This window comes from Cupriavidus sp. 05N39, assembly GCF_056397325.1.
This window is the reverse complement of sequence record NZ_JBFTNE010000111.1, coordinates 1-22,641: the sequence shown is the minus strand read 5'-3', so window position 1 is coordinate 22,641 and position 22,641 is coordinate 1. Positions and strand designations below refer to the sequence as shown.

23 protein-coding genes and 1 pseudogene are annotated in these 22,641 nt (G+C 61.1%); 17 read left to right on the top strand and 7 right to left on the bottom strand.

Annotation, left to right across the window (positions count from 1 at the left end):
* The 3 genes and pseudogenes from AC1DN0_RS34280 to AC1DN0_RS34270 all read left to right on the top strand — a co-directional run.
* A pseudogene (locus AC1DN0_RS34280) lies at positions 1–230 on the top strand (hypothetical protein); the annotation flags it as partial.
* A gap of 75 nt (positions 231–305) precedes the next feature.
* Positions 306–1,025, top strand: coding sequence for a hypothetical protein (locus AC1DN0_RS34275; RefSeq protein WP_441630218.1), 720 nt, complete (start codon positions 306–308; stop codon positions 1,023–1,025).
* A gap of 95 nt (positions 1,026–1,120) precedes the next feature.
* Positions 1,121–2,437: a hypothetical protein gene (locus AC1DN0_RS34270; protein ID WP_441630216.1), complete on the top strand. Its 1,317-nt coding sequence runs from the start codon at positions 1,121–1,123 to the stop codon at positions 2,435–2,437.
* Between the two features lie 413 nt (positions 2,438–2,850).
* Here AC1DN0_RS34270 and AC1DN0_RS34265 read toward each other — a convergent pair whose 3' ends face one another.
* Complete coding sequence (locus AC1DN0_RS34265) at positions 2,851–4,173, bottom strand: DUF5677 domain-containing protein (RefSeq protein WP_477111987.1); 1,323 nt, start codon at positions 4,171–4,173, stop codon at positions 2,851–2,853.
* Between the two features lie 693 nt (positions 4,174–4,866).
* Here AC1DN0_RS34265 and AC1DN0_RS34260 point away from each other — a divergent pair.
* The 11 genes from AC1DN0_RS34260 (at position 4,867) to AC1DN0_RS34210 (ending at position 11,214) form a co-directional block, all read left to right on the top strand.
* A complete protein-coding gene (locus tag AC1DN0_RS34260; RefSeq protein ID WP_441630212.1) occupies positions 4,867–5,148 on the top strand; it encodes a hypothetical protein in 282 nt (93 codons plus the stop codon).
* Positions 5,149–5,480: 332 nt separating this feature from the next.
* The gene (locus AC1DN0_RS34255; protein ID WP_441630210.1) at positions 5,481–5,774 is read left to right on the top strand and encodes a DUF1484 family protein; all 294 of its coding nucleotides are present in this window, start codon (positions 5,481–5,483) and stop codon (positions 5,772–5,774) included.
* A gap of 188 nt (positions 5,775–5,962) precedes the next feature.
* Positions 5,963–6,304: a DUF1484 family protein gene (locus AC1DN0_RS34250; protein WP_441630208.1), complete on the top strand. Its 342-nt coding sequence runs from the start codon at positions 5,963–5,965 to the stop codon at positions 6,302–6,304.
* A 317-nt stretch (positions 6,305–6,621) separates the two neighbouring features.
* Positions 6,622–6,903, top strand: coding sequence for a DUF1484 family protein (locus AC1DN0_RS34245; RefSeq protein WP_441630206.1), 282 nt, complete (start codon positions 6,622–6,624; stop codon positions 6,901–6,903).
* Positions 6,904–7,326: 423 nt separating this feature from the next.
* Positions 7,327–7,524: a type II toxin-antitoxin system VapB family antitoxin gene (locus AC1DN0_RS34240; protein WP_183035768.1), complete on the top strand. Its 198-nt coding sequence runs from the start codon at positions 7,327–7,329 to the stop codon at positions 7,522–7,524.
* Positions 7,521–7,892 carry a type II toxin-antitoxin system VapC family toxin gene (locus tag AC1DN0_RS34235; protein ID WP_441630204.1) on the top strand — a complete coding sequence of 124 codons (372 nt, stop codon included), beginning with the start codon at positions 7,521–7,523 and terminating at the stop codon, positions 7,890–7,892. The genes AC1DN0_RS34240 and AC1DN0_RS34235 overlap by 4 nt, the downstream gene beginning before the upstream one ends.
* Before the next feature lie 240 nt (positions 7,893–8,132).
* The gene (locus AC1DN0_RS34230) at positions 8,133–9,083 is read left to right on the top strand and encodes a M35 family metalloendopeptidase (protein WP_441630202.1); all 951 of its coding nucleotides are present in this window, start codon (positions 8,133–8,135) and stop codon (positions 9,081–9,083) included.
* Complete coding sequence (locus AC1DN0_RS34225; protein WP_441630200.1) at positions 9,070–9,510, top strand: hypothetical protein; 441 nt, start codon at positions 9,070–9,072, stop codon at positions 9,508–9,510. The genes AC1DN0_RS34230 and AC1DN0_RS34225 overlap by 14 nt, the downstream gene beginning before the upstream one ends.
* Before the next feature lie 103 nt (positions 9,511–9,613).
* Entirely contained in the window at positions 9,614–10,051 is a 438-nt protein-coding gene (locus tag AC1DN0_RS34220; RefSeq protein WP_441630198.1) for a hypothetical protein, read from the top strand.
* Between the two features lie 11 nt (positions 10,052–10,062).
* Positions 10,063–10,230, top strand: a complete 168-nt coding sequence (locus AC1DN0_RS34215) for a hypothetical protein (RefSeq protein ID WP_441630196.1) — start codon at positions 10,063–10,065, stop codon at positions 10,228–10,230.
* Between the two features lie 618 nt (positions 10,231–10,848).
* Positions 10,849–11,214 carry an ArsR/SmtB family transcription factor gene (locus AC1DN0_RS34210; RefSeq protein WP_441630194.1) on the top strand — a complete coding sequence of 122 codons (366 nt, stop codon included), beginning with the start codon at positions 10,849–10,851 and terminating at the stop codon, positions 11,212–11,214.
* A gap of 80 nt (positions 11,215–11,294) precedes the next feature.
* On the opposite strand, the gene AC1DN0_RS34205 is transcribed toward AC1DN0_RS34210, so the two are convergent.
* The 4 genes from AC1DN0_RS34205 to AC1DN0_RS34190 form a co-directional block, all read right to left on the bottom strand.
* Positions 11,295–12,020, bottom strand: coding sequence for an aquaporin (locus tag AC1DN0_RS34205; RefSeq protein ID WP_441630192.1), 726 nt, complete (start codon positions 12,018–12,020; stop codon positions 11,295–11,297).
* A gap of 5 nt (positions 12,021–12,025) precedes the next feature.
* A complete protein-coding gene (locus AC1DN0_RS34200; RefSeq protein ID WP_441630190.1) occupies positions 12,026–12,520 on the bottom strand; it encodes an arsenate reductase ArsC in 495 nt (164 codons plus the stop codon).
* 201 nt (positions 12,521–12,721) lie between these two features.
* The gene (locus AC1DN0_RS34195; RefSeq protein ID WP_441630188.1) at positions 12,722–13,204 is read right to left on the bottom strand and encodes an ArsI/CadI family heavy metal resistance metalloenzyme; all 483 of its coding nucleotides are present in this window, start codon (positions 13,202–13,204) and stop codon (positions 12,722–12,724) included.
* A 12-nt stretch (positions 13,205–13,216) separates the two neighbouring features.
* Positions 13,217–13,543 (bottom strand): ArsR/SmtB family transcription factor, encoded by a 327-nt coding sequence (locus AC1DN0_RS34190; protein WP_441630186.1) that lies wholly within the window; start codon positions 13,541–13,543, stop codon positions 13,217–13,219.
* Positions 13,544–13,767: 224 nt separating this feature from the next.
* Here AC1DN0_RS34190 and chrA point away from each other — a divergent pair, with 224 nt between their 5' ends.
* The gene (gene chrA / locus AC1DN0_RS34185) at positions 13,768–14,994 is read left to right on the top strand and encodes a chromate efflux transporter (RefSeq protein ID WP_441630184.1); all 1,227 of its coding nucleotides are present in this window, start codon (positions 13,768–13,770) and stop codon (positions 14,992–14,994) included.
* Between the two features lie 26 nt (positions 14,995–15,020).
* Here the strand turns inward: chrA and AC1DN0_RS34180 are convergent, their stop codons facing one another.
* Together AC1DN0_RS34180 and AC1DN0_RS34175 are read right to left on the bottom strand one after the other, a co-directional pair.
* Positions 15,021–17,507, bottom strand: a complete 2,487-nt coding sequence (locus AC1DN0_RS34180) for an arsenate reductase (azurin) large subunit (protein WP_441630182.1) — start codon at positions 17,505–17,507, stop codon at positions 15,021–15,023.
* A 15-nt stretch (positions 17,508–17,522) separates the two neighbouring features.
* Positions 17,523–18,041: an arsenate reductase (azurin) small subunit gene (locus tag AC1DN0_RS34175; protein ID WP_441630180.1), complete on the bottom strand. Its 519-nt coding sequence runs from the start codon at positions 18,039–18,041 to the stop codon at positions 17,523–17,525.
* Positions 18,042–18,520: 479 nt separating this feature from the next.
* Here AC1DN0_RS34175 and AC1DN0_RS34170 point away from each other — a divergent pair, with 479 nt between their 5' ends.
* Positions 18,521–21,373 carry an ankyrin repeat domain-containing protein gene (locus AC1DN0_RS34170; protein WP_477146349.1) on the top strand — a complete coding sequence of 951 codons (2,853 nt, stop codon included), beginning with the start codon at positions 18,521–18,523 and terminating at the stop codon, positions 21,371–21,373.
* Between the two features lie 972 nt (positions 21,374–22,345).
* On the top strand, positions 22,346–22,641 hold a 296-nt coding region (locus AC1DN0_RS34165), incomplete at its 3' end, for a hypothetical protein (RefSeq protein WP_477111986.1).

The window sequence follows — 22,641 nt, the reverse complement described above, 5'->3', positions numbered from 1 at the left end:
CCTACCTGCTGCGCCTGGCCATGGAAAAGGCGGCCCTGGTCAACCCCGACGGCAGCGAAGTCGCCGGCGACGCCCTGACCGAGCTGGCCCGCCAGTACCAGCTGGCCGAAGCCGTGATCGGCCGCCTGGCCCGCATCGTGGACAGCGACGCCCTGCGCGCCATTGCCGACGGCATCGAGCTGGACCTGGACAGCGCCGCCGCCGCGCTTTACGATGCGCGTGCGTTGCGAGTCGGCTGGCTTGCTTATATGGACAAGAAAGAGGCGTTAAGGTGCTAATGAGCCTTCGCTGCTCGTGATTTCACTATGGAGAACCAATTGTCATCGATAAATCATTGTGATTCGATTCGTGATTTGGATGCCATGATGAAGGCAGATCCGAGAAGCTCTAGCTTCATTCAAGTCAATGATCTCGGCCAATCCAGGCGACGCACGGCAGAAGATCACTTGGCGGAGATTTTGCCGTTTGTTCTTGGAGTCGCAGTGCCGGAAGAAGTACGAGTAAATTTTGAGACAGCTAGGAATCTTTATGTTTATGCCTGGTTTGTGTACCGTTTTCACGCGGTCGCGGAGCAGTATGCCTTGGGGACACTTGAGTTCGCGCTGCGTGCGCGATTAGAGGCAAAAGCTGACGCCTCCATGAGCCCCGGTAAGCTCAAAGTGAGCGGACTGAGTAATCTATTGCGAGAGGCAAGGCAACTCGGACTGCTTGAGAGCAGTAAGCTGCAGCTCCGCACGCGATGGGCGCATGCTCGAGCGCGGAGCCGAACTGAGCTTGAGCAGATCGAGGAGATGAATCGGCTTGGTCTTACGATGATGCAGGTGGACAACTCTGGAGTGCGGCCGACAGAGGAGGATCTACAAGTCGACTGGCTCAGTGTTTTCATTGACGGCTTACCGGCTGTCCGCAACGAGTATGCACATGGCTCAAAAATGCTTCATCCGACCGTACTGCACACGTTCGAGATTATATGTGAATTGATCAACCAGCTTTTCCCGACGCAAGCAGATAGTGATTCGCCGTAGCGGTTCAGCACAATCTGTTCTCCTCTCAATTGTGCAAGTACCGCCAACAACATCGGCCTGAACGACAACGAGCACAAAATGAAGGGAGCTCACAGATGAGCGTAAATGATTCCGAGGCACGACTTGCGAAGTTGTCACGACAGGCGTTCCTGTCAATGTGGGCTTATCAGAACCCGTTCTACGACGAAGGCAAGGAGCTGTGTGATGTGCTCGTCGTCTTTGGCGATGACGTGATCATCATGTCGGACAAGGTGATCAGTTATAGTGAAGAAAAAGACGCAAGAACAGCGTGGAATCGCTGGTACCGGAAAGCAGTGTTAGCCAGCGTGGCACAACTTCGGGGTGCCTTGAAAACGATCAAGAAGTCGCCCGAGACGATTCATTTGGATGCACGTATCTCGTCGCCCTTTCCTCTGAAGTTTCCCGAYGCGGGCCGCGCTCGTTACCACCTAATAGCGGTCGCCCATGGAAGTGAACGGGAGTGCGTCCGGCAGTTCGGAGTTCCCAGTCTCGGCGTGGATTCACGTCTGACGGACAGTGGGGTGCTGCTCACAGTCGGCGTGCATTTCCCTGAGTTCGTGCATGTGATCAATCGAACTACTCTTGACGCGCTGTTCGAGTGTTTTGACACCACGGCAGACTTGGTCAAGTATCTGACCGCGAAGGAGACCCTGTTCGCTCGGGGGCATGTACGGCTTAAGGGTGAAGAGGATTTGATCGGCGCGTATATGCGCAAGCGACGTCCTGACGGAGCCACACCGCTCGGTGCGTTGTGCGACGTTTCGGAAGACGGTGTGCGCAGCGTCCCGACCGGCGTGTGGTCCTCGCTGCGCGCCGACCAGAATTTTCTGCGGCGCAAGGAGTTGCTTGCTCCTTCATACTTGATTGATGAGGTCATTGAGCAGTTGGCGTCCGAGTATTTTGCTGGAAGAGTGCTCGCAGGACAGGATGAAGCGCTGGCTTATCACGCTGCAGCGTTTCAGGTCTTGGCAGCGGAGCCAAGAATGGCGCGGATGCTGATCGGTTTGGCTGTCGCTGACGTGCTGCAGGAACATCCATCAACGTTCTGGAGCACATTGGTGGAATCGGCAGATCAACCTGGCGTGCTCTATCTGTGGTTGATCTATCCTGAGGTGGAAGGTGAGGTCTCCGATGAAGAGCTGGAGGCCACTGTCGGGTACGAACTGGAGAAGTACATCCTTGTCGCCATGGGCAAGTTCCCTGAGTCGTACACGGTGTTCGCGGCCGCTATTCCAAACGCGCAAAGCGCTCGGACCTCAAGGGCGTTTCGCATGGCGGCGAGAAACGTCTGGACGCCGGAGATGCAGAAGAAGGCGGAATCGTTGGAACAGAGGGAGGGGATTCTTAGTAACATCGAGTCAACCACCCGAGCTGTAATTCGCGTCATCTAGGATGGCGAACTTCGGCGGCACCTTTTCTGGAGTCGAAGCTAGCGGCCGACCAACAGCTCCGGTTCGTGCTCGCGATCTTCGTGCGATGGCAGCCAATGACGATCAGTGCATTGATGCACTCATGGGCTCAGGTCCGAAATTGGCAACTAAAGACTCCTATCGGAGCCATATACCAGTCTCGCCGTTTGATTTCGATCCCACGGATGACCGTTCACCGAACACCGGACGTTCGCGCAGACGTGCGCCAAGGAACGATACTAGCCGAAAAGGGCCGACGACGCGAATCACGCCGGCAACCACTTTCACCCCTACTCGGACGCATGACACCTTCATACCGAACGCCAGAATTAGCCCAAAAAAATGCCCATCTGAAGGCCGCTATGGTTCCCCACCAAGTAGATGTCGCGCAGCCCCTAACGATGAATTGCCACCTTTCGCTTAGTTCTCGCATTGCGAGTCGCTGCCTTACGTTCGAGAATACGAGCGCGCGGAGTTCTGTTGGATAGACGCTGCCAGGTCTTCTCGATTTCTTCCCGAAGATGTGATGCGAAGTTCTGGATCACCATGTTCTTGGTAAGTAGATCTGCGCTCTCAGTGTCCAAGCAAAGCTCAGCGACAAGCATCGATAAGGATGCTGCCGCATAGTTGGCCGCAATTTCGCAGCCATGCTCCAAAGGGATATCAGTATTCTCAATAACGGCGAGATCTAGACTGATGCGTGTCAAGGAGGCGAGAGCCCCTCCATGCACGGTGCTGTTTGCCTTCTTATATGCCTTCCTGAGGATATCAAGGCCTACGTGCTGCTCCAAAACTTTGAAGGTTGTCTTCTTGGCTCCTAGAGCGACTGAGGCCCAACCATAGTCACCTGCGAATGCCACTCCGAATCGATTCGTCAATGTGGATACCATGGTCCGAAGGTCTCTAACGTAGCGATCCTGATGGTGATCCATGGTAAGCGCAGTGGCAACTGCCTTTTCATCTGCGACCAGCTTTAGCTTTTCCACAACATGGTGAGCGAGGTACATCTCAGCACATTGGTCGGATTGCCTTGATAGGAACACCGAAATCACGCAAATCTCATGTAGCGTTCGCCATCGAGCGAGGGCACCGTCAGCATAGCCCGCGCGCGCGAGAACGATAACTTCGCCTACCACATCGAAGGCGCGTTCTATTAGCTTATGGAGCGCAATAGCGGTATGTGGCTTCGAATAGGATCCCTTTTGATTCTGCTCGGCGGAAAAAGCCCATTCAACCACTAGCTGTCTAAGAAAATCCAAGTGGTCGAGCGTCTTACCCCAAAGTCTATCTACAGTTTTGGCGCGGTCGTAACGGATCTTCTGCAACTCTGTGGCGTGTTCCAGGGATTGCTCCGTAAGGCGCTCGCCAATTACACCAGCTGTTGCTGCCAAAGCTTGCGGAATCGCTTCAGTGACGGCCGTAGTTATGGTAGCTATATCCTTTTCCGCACGATCTCTCAGCTCATCAAGGAGCGACCGAACGGACTCCTCTACTTCTTTCTCCGTTTGCCCGAGTGAGCAAGGAGGATCTATGTCTATCTGGATACTGTTTCCGTTCGCGCAGAGGATTGCGTCGGCGAGCAGCTGAATCTCGAAATCCGCGATATTCAGGTTCTTTCGGTGCGCTGCCTTACGCAGAAGCCATGGAAGGAGTCGTTCCTTCGTCGTGATTTCGGAAATACAGCGATCAAGCAGATCGTCTACTGTGCTTGGCTTCATCGACTGATCCATACGAAGTCAGAGGTATGCGGGAAAGCTTAGTGTACTCTGAAGAGGTCTTGCTGGACGAGCTGGATCGCTGACACGTAGTTTTGCGTCTCGTGGATGAACGTGAAACGGAGCGGCTTCAGTTCACGCTCTGTAGGGAAACTGATTTTATCCTGCGATTTGTTGGTCGTTTTGGGGCTGAAGCATTGGTCTGAATTCTCGCTCTCCAGCATTACTTTTCTGGGGCTTTCCAGAACACAACTGCGGCGTCCCCGTGGACGTACTGGTGTTCTAAGCCGATTCTTTAGCGTACTGCAGGGCGACACAAAATGGTAGAGGCTGACGACCGATCGCTTAGCTGCCGCCGTCCGAGTATCGGGCAACTCGGTCGCTCGGTGATGCAACGGGCGATCGGCCGTAACCGGTTGTGGATTCAACCGGTCGATCAGAGCCATCTGGCCTTGACCGCGACTACCCTACCTGCCTGGTTTCTGGTCCGCAGCCAATGGCCTCTGGGCGCCAACCATGATCCAGGGCTTATGGGGTATCGGGGTCGCCCTTACTTCTTCCTGAAGATCCGTGCAGCCTTCACCGGAAAACGGAGATCGAAGCCCGACGAAGGTCCCTAGCGGACCCCTATCCCTCCTCCGATCTAACCTTCTCCAAATCCCGCACAATCCGATCCCGGATCGGCGAAGTATGCCCATGCTCCTCATCGGTCTTCCCAGTGACGAGCCAATACGCGTACTGAGGCCATACCCGCCCAATGGCTTCAACCATTTCTTGAGTCACGCGCTGCCGGGTGCTGCAGGTGTTCTTCCAGTTGGCCGCCTTGACGCCGGTCAGGTCTTCCATGTGCTTGAACCGACGATGGCTGTCCGCCACAAAATCTATCAGTTCGGCGACTCGATGCTGCATATCTATTGGTTAAAAATAAGCCATCGGGTTAAATTAACGCCAGCCCTTGGTCTTGGGCCGTGCCGCTAAGGCTGCACCGAACTTGAGCTCAACCGCATAAGCCCACAGCAGCAAAAGCAGTTGGCGAGGCCGCTTGTTTCTCAAATACCTAGCTACGGCGAGCAGAACTTGCGTAGCAAAACGGAAAACTCGACAACAGCTTGTCGAGGTGAGGGGCTTTTGCGCTCTCAAAAAGCAATCAAGCCCACCGGCGCGAGCGTGCGCGGGCGGGTGTCAGAGGCATAGCCAGTCGCATTATCGCCCATGCGGCGATCCTATCCGCTTGGCGCACGCTCGTCGGCAACAGAAGACGCACTGCATTTCCGGACTACTCGACTACCCCTATGGAACAGGAGAAGCCTTTGACCGCCCGCCAACGCCACCCCCGCACCGCCGCCGAAGCAAGAGTGGCAGCCACGGAAGCCAAGCTGATCGCCGAACCCCTCGCCCGAGCAGGCGAAGCCGCCCCACCCCACGAAACCATCCACCAATCCTGCCACGACCTCCTGCGCGTCAGCGCAGGCCTGGAATCCCTCCTGCTCCTGCTGGAGCTACAGGCCGACGAGCAAGCCGCCAACAACGGCCTGCATGCCCTGCTGGCGCCGCTGAAGCAGCAGCTGGACCAGGCAGTGAACCGCGTGCAAGCGCTGTACTGAGCCACACCCGTTCCCCACATCTGCACCGCGGCCCGCAAGGCCGCACGCGGCGGGGAGTCACACGCCTATCGCGGCAAGCACCCGCCGCCCCCGCGTGCCGGGACGAAGGTCGCCAACGCCGCCCATCGCCATACCGATGTCCGCGATTGCACCCCGACCGCACCCCGATCACAAAACAGGAGGTACCCATGACCGCCCGCCAACGTCGCCCGCGCACCGCTGCCGCAGCGCGGGAAGCCGCCGTGGAAGCCAGGCTGATCGCCGAGCCCTTGCCGCCGGACAACGAAGCGGATCCGAGCCACGAGGCTACCCACCAAGGCTGCCACGAACTGCTGCGCATCAGCGCGCATCTGGAATCCGTCATCACGCTGCTGAACCTGCACGCGGGCGATAGCCGCCTGCGTGCCTTGCTGATGCCGCTAAAGCAGCAGCTGGACCAGGCATTGAACCGGTGCCGGCGCTGTACCCGGGCCTGCGGGGTTCGCTCGCGATCCGCGCCTGCGTCGCGGCCCGCTTCTGCCCCGACGTAGGCAGGGTCTTCGGCCACACGGCGTAGCCACGTAAATCATGCCGTTGGCCCACTTGGCCAACATCGCTACCACTGAATCGAGAACGGGATCCCTGCAGCAGTCCCTCACAAGAGGGGACCTGCAGGACATGACCGGGGTAACCGCAGTACCCAGCCCTCGCCAGTACCTTGGCGGGGAACTGGGTTGTTGAGCATCTGGGGCGCGAGGCAATCGCGGCCCCCTCGCCCGGTCGGCCTAACCCAGCAAGCCGGCACGGGCGCGACGACCAATCAACACACCCTGTCATTCGCCAAAGAGGTGATCCCATGGCCGCACGCATGAAAACACTCGCTCCCACCGCCGATGCATCCGCAATCAGCATGATTGCCCAAGCGCTCTTGCCGGAGGAAACGACACCCCCGCCGGATGACCCCAAGCGCGAAGCCATCATGCAGAGCTTCGACGAACTCCTGCGCGTTAGCGCGGGCCTGGGCGCCATCCTGACGCTGCTCGATCTGCAAGCCGACGCGGCAATCGATTGCATTGGCCTGCATAGCCTGCTGGCGCCGTTGCGGCAGCAGCTTGACGCCAGCGTGAATCGTATCGACGAGTTGTTCTGAGAGCCGATGGCTGGGCGGCATCCGCTCAGCCGTCAACGTTGCGCAGGTTGCATGGCGGCGTAGTCGGGAAGCCGAGCTAACACTGCCGTCGCTTTGCGCAGCGTCCAGATGAGAACCCGCCTCTCAAATTCTCGACTCGCTCCCGTGCTAAGTGACATTTCTTCACGTCACTACGGACCTTTCCCAACGCCGATCAGGCGATCCGCAGGCACATTGGCAAGGCGTTCGAGCACGCCGGGTGTCGGCGACCTGACAAGCGGAGGAAGGCATGCACGATGCGCTCGATCCGTTTGCCTGCGCCGTTTACTCCTTTCAAGACTCGGCGCAATGTCGCGGCAGATGCGCTCACCACGAGACCACGAAACGCACCGCTATAAGCATCAAACGATGCTATATTGAGTGCTCACACTTAAGGAGACTCCCATGCGTACGACGATTTCGCTTGATGACGACTTGATCGCCAAAGCTCAGGCTTATACGGGTGTGGAAGAAAAAACGGCACTCGTGCGCGAAGCGTTAAAGGCCTTGATCCAGCGTGAAGCCGCGAAACGACTCGCGAATCTTGGCGGTAGCCAACCGGGCATCAAGGGGGCGCCGCGTCGTCGGTTGGACGTCGAATGATCCTTGTCGACACGTCGGTCTGGATTGACCATATCAACGCTTCTGATCCGATGCTGATTAGCCTGCTTGCCGAGGGGCGTGTGCTGGCTCATCCCTATGTGATAGGCGAGATCTCACTCGGTAGTTTGCGTGACCGCGACGTCGTGCTCGGCGCGTTGCTCGATCTGCCGCGCGCGCCAGTAGCCACACCGGAGGAGACGTTTTATCTGATCGAGCGCGAAGGATTGTTCAATCGTGGAATCGGATTTGTAGACACGTCGCTGTTGGCGTCTGCACGCCTACAACCCGGTGTCACCATCTGGACGCGCGACAAGCGATTGAAGAAAGTTGCCGATGAACTCAATCTCAGCGCAGTGCTTGCGCACTAGAAAACGGAAAAGGCGGGCGGGGAGGATCGGGCAGTCGGCAAGCTGAGCCAACACTGCCATCGCCCTGCGCGGCGTCCGGATGAGAACCCGCCTCCCAGCTTCATGTCGCATTCCTGCTCACTCAGGGAATGTTCTTCGCGTTCTTGCAGAAATTTCCCAAAGCCGATCAGGCGATCCGCGGGCACATTGGCAAGGTGTCCGACCACGTTGCGTGTCGGCGACCTGACAACGGAGGATGGCATGGACGATATGCGAGAGGCCCTGAAACATGGCGACAAGACTGGCACCGGCGGGGTACTGATTTCCACGGTGATTGATTTTGCGCATCACGGTGTCGCCGTCGCGGCGGAGGGCGACCACGCTACCTGTCCAGCTTGCAAGGTGGGTGGCCCGGTGATGAACGACGCCTATCCGCACTTCACGCTCATGGACGGGCGCCAGATTCTGGTGCGGGGCGCCAGGGTGATGTGCCAATGCGCGGACAAGCCACTGGTCATCCCGTCACAGGCGGATTTCATCATTCAGGTGAACCGGGGAGGCCGCCTCCAGCCTTCGGCTGCGCCAAGCACTTACGCACCAAGCTCCGCCGAGAAGCTGTCTGACGGGCCAAGCCACCTCGTGGACGATTCGGAGCGGATCTGTGCGAACATGAGCAATGCGGAGTTTCGCAGCCTCGTTCTCAGGCTTCGCGACACGGCGGTTCTGTGCTGCGGCAAGAGGTTGGTGGAGCTTCGACGGTGGGGCCACGCGGATCGGGCGCGAGTCGAGACGTGGTTTGGCGTATCCGATGAAAGGGTCCGCCAACGCCTGCTTGAGGGAATTCCCCGTATTGAGGCGATCCTCAGGAGCCTGACTGCCGACAACTTTGTTCGATACTCCGACGAGGCGATGGAATACATTGGTTGTACGCCTAAAACACGCAACAATCCGCGAATCGCGGCTGCAGTCTGTGCTCCGGATACGAAGACCCACACCATCGCCATTGCACGGAAATTCTGCGACTTATCGCCCTACTCTGACCGTGTCGACTCGCAGCTGTTAACACTGGTGCATGAAGTTGCACACTTCGATGATGCAATGGCGGCAAAGGATCTCTTCTATCAGCTATATACCGTCCAACAGGAGGCTGCGGCAAAGAACCCGCAGTGCATTGAGAATGCTGACAACGTGGCCGCCTATGTCATTGTCTAAGTACTTCCGCGCGGTTGCTGCAGCAGCAGCGATCTTGGCGCAGCCCGCCCTCGCTTGCAGCTTCGACATTTCCTTCAACAGCAATTTCGAGCCCGGCTCGGATCGCTTGCCGGCTTCGGAAGTTCGCAGATTGGCGGAGTGGATGATCGACGATCCGGCAGCCTTTGAGAACAAGAAGGAGTTTCACATTCTTGTCTACGAGGCCCCCACCGCTGGTGTCAGCAATGCGCTCGCGCGCAAGCGCGTATCTCACCTGGAGCATTGGCTGACGACCTTTGGCGTGCCGGCGAGCATGATTTCCATGGAAATCCCCCGCTACAAACCTGGCAAGTCGGCGGAGCCGCCGAATTTTGCGCATATCAATTTCATGCCGGGGTGCCCGCACCCTTGCTGCCCGGGTCCGGAACCGACCTCGCAGATTCGCTAGGCATGCGCTAGATGACGCCTCCCTGCCCGGCAGCCTGTTGTCAAACGGCAGGCTGCGGCAAAGAACCCGCAGTGCATTGAGAATGCCGACAACGTGGCCGCCTATGTCATTGTCCAAGTACTTCCACACGGTTGCTGCAGCAGCAGCGATCTTGGCGCAGCCCGTCCTGGCTTGCAGCTTCAATATTTCCTTCAACAGCCATTTCGAGCCCGGTGCGGATCGCCTGCCCGCTTCGGAAGTTCGCAGAATGGCGGAATGGATGATCGACTCTCCCGGGAAATATGAGAACAAGGAGGAGTTTCACATCGCCCTGTATGAGGCACCCGCGTTTGGTGTCAGTCATGTTCTCGCGCGTAAGCGCACAGCGCACTTGACGCAGTTGCTGACGACATTTGGTGTGCCGGCGAGCATGATCTCCATGGAAATCGCCCGCCACAACCCAGGCAAATCGCTGGCGCCGAACTTTGCAAATATCGATTTCATGCCGGGGTGTCCGCACCCTTGCTGCCCAGGTCCGGAACCGACCTCGCAGATTCGCTAGGCGTGCGCTGGATGACTTCTCCCCGCCCGGTAGCCTCTTTGTCAAACGGCATCGAACTGGAGGCGCTGCGCGCCGCAATTGCGGCGGGCATGGCAAGTGGCACCCCTAAGCTTGCTGAAGCTGTGCTTGCGAGCCTGGAGAGCAAGTACCGCGCTGCGGACAAGACCAAGCACCGCTGACGCGGCACACGATCACGCCGCTCACCGGGCAAGATCTGGCGTCCATGATCCTCATCCGCCCCCCTTCCTGCACCTGTCGATGTGAATTTTTCTCAGTTTCGCCGGCGATATCTGCGGCATGTCGTACGCAATGTTGGTCGCCTCGGTGGCGGTGGAGAGAAAGATCGGGTCGTCCCCGCCAACCCGACTCAGCTTTGTGAGTACATCTTGCCTGGGCACCCCTGTATCGCGCTGTTGCGCGGCCATGAATAGGAGGTCGGCTACGCACTGGCAGACCGACATCCTTTGCGCCTTGCTGACGTTGCCTTGGCTCGCAGGCGTTTGCGCATAGGCTGCGGCAGCGGCAAACAGGGCAACGGCCGCAATCCTTGCGGCTCGCACAGCTTGGTGATGCATATTGTTTTGCCCCCTCTTCTGGTGAGGTGGTCGGGTCCTGCCACGCTGGCTCCGCGCTTGTGAAGATTATTCTCTTGTGCGGGAGGTGATCTGTGTGGCACCGAACCTTCGGCGCAGCTTTCCACGCGCAAGTCCCGCGCAGGAATGGGCTTCCCGAATGCGGCCCGCTGGCCTTCGTTCTGGCGGAGAATACGCGGTAGCACCACTACCGCGAGCTTTCTGATGGACAGCGAAACCGCCGTAAAAGCCCTGGCCGCGCTGGCGCAGCAATCTCGCCTGGCGATCTTCCGCCTGCTGGTCCAGGCCGGCCCGGCCGGCATGCATGCCGGGCGGATTGGCGAGGCGTTGGGCCTGCCGCCGGCAACCTTGTCTTTTCATCTGAAGGAGCTGGCCAATGCCGGGCTGGTCGCGAGCCGGCAGGAGGGCCGGAACGTCATCTACCAGGCGCGCTACGAGCGGATGAACGAGCTGCTTGGATTCCTGATGGCGCACTGCTGTGAAGGGGATCCGAAGGGCTGCGATGTCCCTTCCTTTGCGTGCAAGCCCAAGCGTGCGGCGCGGACAAAGGCCCCGGCTGGGTCGGAGTGAGTTGCGCGGCGGATCGCGCAGGCTGTCGAGCCTGCCACGATGGATCTGGCCGGGCAGGCGTCACGTATCGACGCCTGTCCTCAGATGGGCTCACCCGTTCCGCGCGCGTCTTCCTGTTGGCCTGAGGCCTCGATCACGTTTGGGTGGCCCTGTTCCTGCACGCGCGGCAGCAATGCGGTATGCAGCAGCAGCCCGATGCAGGCGCCGAGCAGTTCGGCGAGCATGAAGCCTGGCACGCTCGCGGGCGCAATGCCGGCGAAGCTATTGCTGAACATCCGTCCGAAGGCGGCAGCGGGGTTGGCGAAGGAGGTGGAGGCGGTGAACCAGTAGGCCGCGCCGATGTAGCTTGCCACCATGGCCGGGGCGCGCCCGTTGGGGGCGCGGAGGATGACCAGGATCAGGCCGGCTGTTGCCACGGTCTCCGCGATCCATTGGCCTGGCCCGCTGCGGATCTTGGCCGAGAACTGCAGGAGGCTCATATCGAACATGGCGTGCGCCAGCCAGGCGCCTAGCACCGCACCGGCCAGCTGGGCGACGATGTAAGGGACCAGGGCGGACCGGGGCAGCTCGCCCTTCACGGCCATCACCAGGCTCACGGCCGGATTGAAATGCGCGCCGCTGATCGGGCCGAAGACCTCGATGAGCACGTACAGGCCGCCTACCGTAGCTAGCGTGTTGGCCAGCAGGGCAACGGCAATATTGCCGCCGGCCAGGCGCTCGGCCATGATGCCCGAGCCGATCACCACGGCAAGCAGCAACGCGGTACCGATCACTTCCCCTGCAATTTGGCGTGGCAGACCAATCATGGCAGTTAGCTCCGCGCAATCTTGGTCAAGGCTTCCTGCAGTTGCGCATGACCCATTGTCTTAAGCGGCAGCATGAGCAGCTGCAGCATGCGGTAGCCGATGGCTTGTCGCGTCAGCTCGAACGCAAGGCGCTTTGCGTCGTCGCCGCCCTGCGCGTGCGAGGGATCGGCGTACCCCCAGTGCATCTTGACCGGGCTGCCCGGCCAGTATGGGCACGCCTCGGCCGCGGCGCTATCGCAGACGGTGATCACGATGTCCATCTTGGGCGCATCATCGCCGACGAACTCGTCCCAGCTCTTGCTACGATAGCCGTCCACATCGACGCCGGCCTGACTCAGCGCTTCGAGCGCAAACGGGTTGATGCGGCCGCTCGGCGCGCTGCCGGCGCTGTAGGCCCGGACATCCTTGTCAAGCTGCTTTGCCAGATGGTTGAGCATGCCCTCGCTCAACACGCTGCGGGCCGAATTGTGGGTACAAAGGATCAGAACGTTGGTCGTCATGGGAACCGCCCAGTGATGGTCAGCTTTTCCCGATGTAGCGCACTGCCTTCTGAAGGGCAACGGCATCGAGTTTATGGATAGGTAGGGACAGGAACAGTTCGATGCGTCGTAGACCCATAACGTGCTGTCTATCTGCACCGGGAATTCGGCGAGGTCGATTCTCTCCGAAGGGCTGATGAACCTTTTCGCCCATGATGGCCTTCAGCAGCACGACTTGCTGGATGTCACGGCGATGCCGATCGGCTTGCCCTGCGGGGCGCGCGGCGCGCAACATGCCGAGTCGGCGTTGGCGGATTCCGCAGGCCGGCTTTCACTGAACACCGGTACGTTCCCGAGCGTATGGAAATGCTCCCAGGCGATGCCTTGGGGATCCGTGACCCAGTGCTTCTCGCTGCGTGCGTAGCAGCACGTTGTCTGCCCTTCATCTAGCAGCGCCATATCGGCAGCCTCCGCGCGGTCTTTCAGCGCCGCCAGCTCTTGCGCGTCGTCGGTCTGGAACCCCAGGTGATCCACGCCGGGCTCACCGCCACGGGTGGAGATGGCGAAGTTCACGCGTGGGTCTTCCAGCATCCACTTTGCGTAGTCGCTCTCGACCCGCGTGGGCTCGGCCGCGAACAGCTTCGAGTAGAAGGCAATGCTCTTGCCGAGGTCCTGGACGTTGAGGTGGACATGAAAGCGCTTCATTGGAGTTCCCCTTTAACAGGCACAAACGGTAGTGGCGGCATTGTCGAGACAGGCCTCCCCTTGGCAGCAGTTGGATGTCAGGAAGCCAAGCAGGTCATTCATGTGCGCAAACGCGGCGCGATAGATCAGGTGCCTGCCTTCACGCTCTTGCGTGATCAGGCGGGCATGCATCAATTCCTTCAGGTGGAAGGACAACGTCGCGCCGGGCACCCCAATCTGTTCGGTCATCGCGCCGGGCGTCAACCCGGATGGCCCGGCCACCACCAGCAAGCGGAACACCTGTAGCCGCAGGCCATGGGCCAGGGCGGCGAGAGAGCGGATAGCATCGTTTTCTTCCATATTTCCATAATATTGGAAGTGTTGGCCAAAAACAAGGGCGACGAATGCGGGCTAGGTGGGCGAGGTGGGCGCCAAGTCGACGATAGGCGACGCCGGCTGGACGGTGGGCTGTGCCCGCCGGCGCGGTGGTTTGACGCTTGTCATCCAGGGTCGCTAGCATGGGAAGGTGATCGATCTTCGATCGCGAAAATCGATTGTTTGCCAACCGAAGCGGAGTTGAATGGATGCTAGCCACCGAGAATGAGGTCAAGAGGGACGGGGATGCCATTGGCAATGCCTGGGCGGTGTTTCTCGCTTTCCTCCGGCTGGGCCTGACTTCCTTTGGAGGGCCGATTGCCCACCTGGGCTACTTCCGGGCGGAGTTCGTCACGCGTCGGCGCTGGCTGAGCGAGCGCAGCTACGCGGATCTGGTTGCCCTCTGCCAGTTTTTGCCCGGTCCCGCCAGCAGCCAGGTTGGCATGGCGATAGGCCTGTCGCGCGCCGGCTTCATGGGCGCGGTGGCGGCGTGGGTAGGGTTCACGTTGCCGTCCGCAGTGGCCCTGGTGCTGTTCGCGCTCAGCATTTCCACGTGGGGCGATGTGATACCGGCGGGCGCGTTGCACGGCCTGAAGGTGGTGGCCGTGGCCGTGGTCGCGCAGGCCGTCTGGGGCATGGCCCGCAGTCTGTGCACGGACACTACCCGCATCACCATTGCGGCGTTCTCCGCCTGCGTCGCCCTGCTTTGGCCGAATGCGTGGGGACAGGTCGGCGTGATCGCTGCGTCCGCCGTGGTGGGCCTGGCGATGTTCAAGCCAGCCCGCGATGTAACCCACGACCCGCTGCCGATCTCGATCAGCCGGCGTGTCGGGGGCTTGCTGCTGGGCGTTTTCTTCATCCTGCTGGCGGGCCTGCCTCTCGCTGTGCAAGCGTGGCCCAATCAGACGCTGGCGGTAGCGGGCGCATTCTATCGTGCGGGATCGCTGGTCTTTGGCGGGGGGCACGTGGTGCTGCCGCTCTTGCAAGCCGCGGTTGTGCCCAGCGGCTGGGTGACGAATGACACCTTCCTGGCGGGCTACGGCGCAGCGCAGGCGGTGCCGGGGCCGCTCTTCACGTTTGCGGCGTTTCTCGGCGCGTCCATGACGGTTGCGCCGAGTGGGTGGGTCGGTGCGCTGGTGTGCCTGGTGGCTATTTTTGTCCCGTCGTTTCTATTGGTGGCCGGCACGTTGCCGTTCTGGGAGCAGCTGCGCCGCAACGTGCGCACGCAGGCGGCGCTTGCCGGCGTAAACGCGGGTGTGGTCGGGTTGTTGCTGGCCGCGCTCTATCATCCCGTGTGGACCAGCGCCGTGCACGGGCCCGCCGACTTCGGGCTCGCGGTGATCGCGTTTGTGGCGCTCATGTTCTGGAAGCTTCCGCCGTGGCTGGTTGTCATTTGCAGCGGAGCGGCCGGGTGGCTGCTGAGCGTCGCCCTTTAACATGCGCGCCGCCAACCGGGTTTGCGCTAGGCGCGGTCGAACCGTCGCCGCTTGAAGCTGACGGTGTCCTTGAAGTCCTGCATGCTGCCAACGCGGCGCAGGTCCGCCCAGGTGCCCTTGTAGTACGGCACCACATTGCGATCGGTCCACGGCGTGGTCACGTTCCCCATGACCCCGTTGAAATGGCCAAACTGCATGAACGTCTGGTTGCGTTTGATGTCTGGTTCCAGGTAGGCAAGGGCATAGGTGGAGCCGTAGTCGTTATAGACTTCGACCACGTCTCCGGAGGCCACGCCCAGCGCTTGCGCGTCCGCTGGATGGATCTCGAGATAGGCCATGGGCACCCGCGCACGCACGAACTCGTTGAACTGGTCGTGGTACATCGTCTGCCACACCTCGTTGACCCGGCCGTTGTTGATCCAGAAGTGATACTTGGCCTTCTGCTCGGCGACCGGCTTCGGCAGCCCGGGCCAGGTCGCCGGCTTGAACTCGGCCTTGCCGTCGGGCGTGTCGAACTTGCTGTCCATGTAGAGCATTTCGGTCCCGACCAGCTGGCCGTTGCGATATTCCTTTGTGGGCAGTTGCACGCCATTGTTGCCCATCGCACGCAGGCGCTCGTATGTGACCAGGTTACCGGTTGTGCCGCCCTGGCTGTCGATCGGGACGGCGCCGGGCTGGCCCGCCTGGCGGAAGCCGTCATTGAAGGCGTCCTCTTCGGTCCGCCAGTCGAAGCCGCCAAAGCGCGCGGCCATCTCGCCTTTGCCCTCGGCCTCGTACAAGCGCTTGAGCGTATTGGCGATATCGGCGGCGATCAGGCAGTCCGGGCGCGCGGTGCCCGGTGGATCCATGAACTTGTCCGACAAGCGCATCCGGCGCTCGCCGTTCATCGAGGTCAGGTGCATCTCGCCCGGATGCGCGGCCGGCAGCATCAGGTGGGCGGCGTCGGCCAGGCTGGTGGGATACAGGTTGATATTGGTCAGGAACAGCCCGCCCTTGCTCTTCACGGCGTCGTAGATCGCATCGGCCATCTGCGCCACGGTGGCCCCGCGCTGGCGTGCCATCGCCTCTCGCACAACCGCGGTGCGCCGCAGGATCACGGCGCGGTGCTCCTGCGCATTGAGTGTGGTCTGGAATGGGTTGGCGCCCCACGCCGTGTAGATCAGCCCCTTGCCGTGGATGATCTCCTGGTCCACGTAAATCTTCGTGCTGCCAGGATAGGGCGGCCTGGCATAACCCTCCTGGTGCCCGCCCATGCGCACCACGCCCGTGCCGCGCCGGCCGACGTTGTGCGTGGCCAGGACCAGGTCCACCAGCGCCGACTGGATGAGGTAGTTGTCGTTGCCCCAGATGATGCCCTTTTCATAGGCATGCATCGTATGCGGCCGGTGGCCGGACGCCTTTGGCTTGTAGGCCCACTCCGCCGCGAGCCTTAGCTTGTCGACCGGGACGCCGGTAATGCGACTGGTGTCCTCCAGCGACAACCGGTTCGCGCGCAGCGCCGCGTCGAACCCCTTGGTATAGCCCGCGATAAATTCCTTGTCGTGCCAGCCCTGGTCAACCACATGGGTCAGCAACCCATCGAACAGGGCAATGTCGGTGCCCGGCTCGATATCGAGGTGCAGCACGTTGTCCTTGCCGGCCGCCTGCTCCGCCACCGCGATCGTGGTGGTGCGGCGTGGGTCCACGAAGATCACCTTGGCCGCGGCGATGCTCTCGCCGGGGAAGCGCGTCTTGCGCTTGTCCATGGTCTGGCCCTGCAGATTCGGCAGCCAGTGCGCCAGGAAGTAATTGGTCTGGGTCTCGTAGGAGTTGCAGCCGATTGCCATGATCACATCGGCGAGTTCGGCATCCTCATAGCTGTTGTTGAGCTCGCCGATGCCCATCTCGCGGGTGGCATGGCATTCGGAGTTGTAGGCTGGCCGATTGTGGATCCGGACCAGCGGCGTCTTGAGCGCCGTGAACATCAGCTTGCCGGTTCCCCAGGTGTTCTCGAAGCCGCCGCCCGCACCACCGTGGTCAAAGCAATCGAACGCCAGCCCGGCTGGCCCGTCGCGATCCAGGATCCGCTTGGTCACGCCGGCGTAAAGGGCCAGCGCGTCATCCCAGCTGGTATCGACCCATTGGTCGGCCATATAGACGCGCGGGCTGCGCAAGCGGGCCCTGGCCACGCCGTCCGGGTTGTACATCATCTTGGCCAACTGGCCGCCTCGCGTTGACGACAGGCCCTGGTTCACGCTGCATTGCTTGTCGGGCACGATGAGGATGTTGTGGCGCTGGCCGTCCCGGTCGGTGACGGTGTTCTGCATGTTCGGCGTCATCACCACCGCCAGCGCAGGCAGCTGCTTGCGAAAATCCAGCCCCAGCGCGTTCTGGCCGGGCGCTCGGCCTCCCTCCATGTTCTCCGGCCATTTGTAGACGTGATAGCCGCACCCGACGATGCAGAAATGGCAGGTCAGGTTGGTCCGCTGCGCATTCACGGGTGGCAGGGCCATCCGGTCCTTGTTGGTTGCCATGGCAGTACGCCCCCTTCACAGCAGGTTGGCTTGACGCCCGTAGATCAGCCCCTCGACACCGATGGCTTTCACCGTGCCATCGCTGGCGTTGTACTGCAGCTGGACCATGGGCAGGTTTTCGGTTGCCTGCCCCGACACCATCTGGCCGCTTTTCTCGGGGTCGAAGATGCTGAAATGGCAGGGGCATTTGAAGGTGCGCGCGCCTGCGTCGTAGGCGACCGGGCAGCCCATGTGCGTGCAGAGCGTGCTGTAGGCCACCACGTCGCGGTCGGGGCCGACCCCGCCTGGCACCGGCATCCCCATCTTGATGGCGACGCACGGCGACGACGCGTCCGGGTAGAGGAAACTGACCGGCGTATTGACCTGCAGCTGTCCGACGTGCGCAACCACCTTAGGGGTGAAAGGCAGCGTCGTCCGGCCCGGATTGGCGGGGGGTGGCGCGGCTTGCGCCGGGGTGGGCAAGCTTCCCGAAACACCAATGCCGGCGGCCGCGCCGCCGGTGGCCTTCAGGAACTCTCTGCGCGTGATGGACATGATCACCCCCTCCTGCGGAATGCGATCGCGATGCCCGTCGCGGGTCGCCGGCACTCCGTGGTCGTTGGCATGGGGGCATGCTTGCGGCCGCAGCCCCGGTGGGGCCACGCGGCTATGACTACCGCCGATATTTTTGGAAATATTTAATTATTTCTAGGGCAACGGCGCGGCGAATGCAAGCTGCACTGCGGTACGGATACCGTCGCCACGAAGTGCGACCGCGCCACTTGGCCCGGCACGGACCACCGTGCCCGCGGGAGTTCAAGGTGAAGCGAACAATGTTCAGCATTGAGCGAATCTCGACACCGGTGAGCATGTCTATCGTGAAGTACTGGGAGCCCTGCTCGCCACCATCAGCCTGAGGACAATTGCACTGAAAGTGCACTATGCGGTCTGTATGTCCCTTCGAGATCCTGCTTCCTTCTAAAATACCAACCTTGGCAAACCGATGGGCTCGCGCCCCTGGCATCAGCACCGTTATGAAGATCCTCGAATACATCGGCCTCGACGTCTCCCGGGTCAAGAGCAGCTACCGCAAGGTCACGGAAGCCATTGGCCGCGATGATTTCCGCGCGGCGCAGGTCAAGAAGCTAACCGGCCCCACGCATGGCAAGTTCTACCGCGCCCGGCTGGACGATGCCAATCGCCTGTTGTTCTCGCTGGTGCGCCACGACGGGCAGGCCTGTGCGTTGATGCTTGAGGTGATCGAGAACCACGATTACCGGAACAGCCGCTTTCTGCGTGGCGCGGAGATCGACGAAAGCAAGATCCCCGACATCGACGCGGCCGAGGCGGCGCGCGAGGCCGTGCCTGTGCGCTACCTGCATCCTGAGCGTACCGACATCCACTTGCTGGACAAGCCGATTTCCTTCGATGATGCCCAGGAGTCTGTCTACCGCCAGCCTGCGCCGCTCGTCCTGGTCGGTTCCGCCGGCAGCGGCAAGACCGCGCTGACCCTGGAAAAGCTCAAGCATGCGGAGGGCTCGACGCTGTATGTCACGCACTCTGCCTATCTGGCCCGCAATGCCCGCGATCTCTACTACGCCAACGGCTTCGAGCATCCAGCCCAGGAGGCGGAGTTCCTCTCGTACCGGGAGTTCGTCGAGTCGATCCGCATGCCGGCTGGCCGCGAGGCGGGCTGGCGGGACTTCGCGGCGTGGTTTGAGCGCCAGCGCCAGCATTTCCGCGAGATTGACGGGCATCAGGCTTTCGAGGAGATCCGCGGTGTGATCACCGCCGGGGCGCACGGTGTGCTGGATCGCGATGCTTACCTGGCGCTGGGCGTGCGGCAGTCGATTTTCGCGCAGGACGCGCGAGGGCGCATCTACGACCTGTTCGAGCGGTATCGCGCATGGCTGGCCCAAAGCGGCCTCTACGACCTCAATCTGGTGGCCCGGGAGTGGCAGCCGCTGGCGGATGCCAGGTACGATTTCATCGTGATCGATGAGGTCCAGGATCTCACCATGGTGCAACTGGCGCTGGTGCTCAAGACCCTCAGGAAGCCAGGCCAGTTCCTCTTGTGCGGCGACTCCAACCAGATCGTGCACCCGAACTTCTTCAGCTGGAGCCAGGTCAAGAGCTTGTTCTGGCATGACCCGCAGCTTGCCGAGCAGCAGGCGCTGCGCGTGCTTGCCGCCAATTTCCGCAACGGCAGCGAGGCAACGCGTGTTGCCAACACGCTGCTCAAGGTCAAGCATCGCCGCTTCGGTTCCATTGACCGGGAGAGCAACTTCCTGGTCGACGCGGTAGGCGGCGACGCTGGCCAGGTGGTGCTGCTGCCGGACAAGGACAACGTCAAGCRTGAGCTTGACCAGAGCATCCGCCAGTCCACGCAATGCGCCGTGCTGGTGTTGCGCGACGAGGACAAGGCCGAGGCGAGAAAGCACTTTTCCACGCCCCTGCTGTTTTCCATCCATGAGGCAAAGGGGCTGGAATACGAGAATATCGTGCTCTATCGCTTTGTCTCCGACCAGCGTGGCGAGTTTGCCGAGATTGCCGAGGGCGTCGACAAGCAAGACCTGGCCGCGGACACGCTGGCCTACCGGCGCGCCAAGGACAAGAGCGACAAATCGCTGGAGGTCTACAAGTTTTTCGTCAACGCGCTCTATGTGGCGCTTACCCGTGCGATCAAGAACCTCTACCTGATCGAGTCCGATACCGCGCATCCGCTGTTCGGCTTGCTCGAACTGGCCCAGGGCGGCCAGGCCAAGGTGGAGGCGCGGCAGGCCACACTCGAAGACTGGCAGAAGGAGGCAAGAAAGCTCGAACTGCAGGGCAAGCAGGAACAAGCCGACGCGATCCGCCGCGGCATCCTCAAGGAGGTGCCGCCGCCATGGCCCGTGTTTGACCAGGCCAAGGTGGAGGAACTGCTGATCAAGGTGTTTCGGGAGCAGGCGCCGGGCGCCAAGCCCAAGCAGCAGCTCTTTGAGATTGCGGCCAGCCACGATGAGCCGGTGCTCGCGGCATGGCTCGTGCAGGAGGCCGGCTTTGCCGCCGCACAGCATTTTGCGGGGCAACGCAGCGGCCTGGCACGCAAGAGCTTTGCGTCTTATTTTGCTGGCAATTTCAAGGAGATCCTGCGGCAATGCGAACGCCACGGCATTGAGCACCGCTTGCCGATGAACCAGACGCCGCTCATGGCCGCCGCTGCCGCCGGCAATGTGGCGTTGGTCGAGGCTTTGCTGGAGCGCGGCGCGGATCGCGAGAACGTTGACCACTATGGCCGCAACGCATTGCACTGGGCCATGCTGGAAGCGTTCCGCTCGCCTCAGTTTGCCGCAGGCCCTTTCGCGGCGCTCTACGAATTGCTGGCGCCGCCGAGCATCGATGTGAATAACGGTGAGCGGCTGGTGCGCATCGACCGGCATTTGTCCGAGTATTTCCTGTTTCAGACGATGTGGGCATTGTTCAAGTCGCGATTCACACACATCCACCGTAAGCCTAACGGTGCATTTGAAACGCAGGCGCTGCTGGAGGCCTGGCAGCACTTGCCCGCGCATGTGGTGCGGCCGGAGCGCAACAAGCGCCAGCACCTGTCCGGCGTCCTGGCGAGAAACGAAGTGGACCGTGACTATGCGTATAACCGCATGCTGTTCAAGCGCTTCGAGCAAGGCTGGTATCAGTTCAGCCCGGCGTTGTCGGTGCGGCGCCGGCATGAAGGGCAAGAGACCTGGGTGCCGATCTATGAAGCGCTCAACCTGCCGTGGATCAACGAGTCCTCCTGGGAAGCCGTCTGGAGGCACATGGATCTTTACCTCGGGCTGGCCCGGATGCCTGACCGCACCGTGCCCATCGCCGCTGAACGTGTCGTGGCGCGATTGAATGCGAGGTGATCCGGGGTGGTGATACGCCTGGCGAACTGTGGCGGACAGGGCGCCGCGCGCCGAGATCGCAGCGGCCTTATCGAGTGGCACCCGGAAGTCTGCTGAAGATATGTTCGCAAGACGCGATAGCAAGTATCGCTGATGCGGCTCACGACTACGCCGCCGCCAAACAGGTTGCGCGGACCCATGGCCGGATACCGTGTCCACTGCGCGAGGCCTTCATAAGGCGTTACGCCGGCTCGCGCGTGCCTGCGAGGATAGTGTGCATTCTGCCGTGCCAGCGGGCGGAAGGGACGGTGGGCCTGTCGATATAGGCCCGGAAAGCCTTGGCGCGCGCATTCGTGTTTGCCGTGATCCATTCCAAGGCGAGAACGGTTTTTTGTTCCGCCACTGGCATCCGCGCGACTGGTGATGGCGTACTGCCTTGCGCCCGGCCGCGTTCCTGTTGTTTATCCTCGCTATAGCGCCGCACTCCTCCCGAGATACGGGGGCAGCTTTGCATCCAGGCCTTCGTTGGATACACGAACGCCCGTCGCCCTCTCACTTTTCGCGCGACGACTGTCACTCAGCGAAAGGCCCGGTTGGGATTCCGACTTCAACATTGTTCGTATCTGACTAAATCGCGACCGGCAGTGCTCGCTCTCGCGTCAGGTCGCTGTAGGCGTCCGCTGCTGCTGTATTCGCCAGAAAAAAAGGAAAATTATTTGTTAAATTTATTAAAAATAGGAATTGTCCGATATTCAACGTTTAATGCTCCTGTTAGTGTTTCGCCCTGATCCAGTGCGGCGGACGCGAATCGCTGTTGGCACCATCCATTTGGTATTAGCGTCTCCAGCCTGACCACGGCCCTGTCCGCGCAGCCATTGAAGGGGGGCGCATGACGTGAAGCAGGCAGGGTACTGGGCAAGACCATTCGTCGATCTCGGGATCGCATCCGCACGCCGGCCTCGCTTGCGCTTGGCCGCTATCGCGGCCAGCACAATGTTCGCCTCCGCGTGGGGGCGCCGCAGTGTGCCGGCACGCGCGGTCGCGGGCCTGCTTGCGCTGACCTTGTGGGTCGGGCCGATGCAGGTCACCCTGCAGCAGGCGCAGCAGGCAGCAGGCGTGCTGGCAGCCGGCGCGGTCGAGCTGGAGGCTCCGGCGATTCACGCGGCCGCCGTCCGTCAAAGCCTGTTGCGCTGGGCGGTTGCACACCTGCCGGTGACGGCCAGCTTCGGTCCGACGGCAGCCTATGCGGCGCCGGTCACGGACCCGAGCGCGCCCTTGCGCTTCACACC

Bases quoted from the DNA above. Each gene is read 5' to 3' on its own strand.
- AC1DN0_RS34275 (WP_441630218.1), top strand. From the start codon at position 306: ATGGAGAACCAATTGTCATCGATAAATCATTGTGATTCGATTCGTGAT.
- AC1DN0_RS34265 (WP_477111987.1), bottom strand. From the start codon at position 4,173: ATGAAGCCAAGCACAGTAGACGATCTGCTTGATCGCTGTATTTCCGAA.
- AC1DN0_RS34260 (WP_441630212.1), top strand. From the start codon at position 4,867: ATGCTCCTCATCGGTCTTCCCAGTGACGAGCCAATACGCGTACTGAGG.
- AC1DN0_RS34250 (WP_441630208.1), top strand. From the start codon at position 5,963: ATGACCGCCCGCCAACGTCGCCCGCGCACCGCTGCCGCAGCGCGGGAA.
- AC1DN0_RS34245 (WP_441630206.1), top strand. From the start codon at position 6,622: ATGAAAACACTCGCTCCCACCGCCGATGCATCCGCAATCAGCATGATT.
- AC1DN0_RS34240 (WP_183035768.1), top strand. From the start codon at position 7,327: ATGCGTACGACGATTTCGCTTGATGACGACTTGATCGCCAAAGCTCAG.
- AC1DN0_RS34235 (WP_441630204.1), top strand. From the start codon at position 7,521: ATGATCCTTGTCGACACGTCGGTCTGGATTGACCATATCAACGCTTCT.
- AC1DN0_RS34230 (WP_441630202.1), top strand. From the start codon at position 8,133: ATGGACGATATGCGAGAGGCCCTGAAACATGGCGACAAGACTGGCACC.
- AC1DN0_RS34225 (WP_441630200.1), top strand. From the start codon at position 9,070: ATGTCATTGTCTAAGTACTTCCGCGCGGTTGCTGCAGCAGCAGCGATC.
- AC1DN0_RS34220 (WP_441630198.1), top strand. From the start codon at position 9,614: ATGTCATTGTCCAAGTACTTCCACACGGTTGCTGCAGCAGCAGCGATC.
- AC1DN0_RS34215 (WP_441630196.1), top strand. From the start codon at position 10,063: ATGACTTCTCCCCGCCCGGTAGCCTCTTTGTCAAACGGCATCGAACTG.
- AC1DN0_RS34210 (WP_441630194.1), top strand. From the start codon at position 10,849: ATGGACAGCGAAACCGCCGTAAAAGCCCTGGCCGCGCTGGCGCAGCAA.
- AC1DN0_RS34205 (WP_441630192.1), bottom strand. From the start codon at position 12,020: ATGATTGGTCTGCCACGCCAAATTGCAGGGGAAGTGATCGGTACCGCG.
- AC1DN0_RS34200 (WP_441630190.1), bottom strand. From the start codon at position 12,520: ATGACGACCAACGTTCTGATCCTTTGTACCCACAATTCGGCCCGCAGC.
- AC1DN0_RS34195 (WP_441630188.1), bottom strand. From the start codon at position 13,204: ATGAAGCGCTTTCATGTCCACCTCAACGTCCAGGACCTCGGCAAGAGC.
- AC1DN0_RS34190 (WP_441630186.1), bottom strand. From the start codon at position 13,543: ATGGAAGAAAACGATGCTATCCGCTCTCTCGCCGCCCTGGCCCATGGC.
- chrA (WP_441630184.1), top strand. From the start codon at position 13,768: ATGCTAGCCACCGAGAATGAGGTCAAGAGGGACGGGGATGCCATTGGC.
- AC1DN0_RS34180 (WP_441630182.1), bottom strand. From the start codon at position 17,507: ATGGCAACCAACAAGGACCGGATGGCCCTGCCACCCGTGAATGCGCAG.
- AC1DN0_RS34175 (WP_441630180.1), bottom strand. From the start codon at position 18,041: ATGTCCATCACGCGCAGAGAGTTCCTGAAGGCCACCGGCGGCGCGGCC.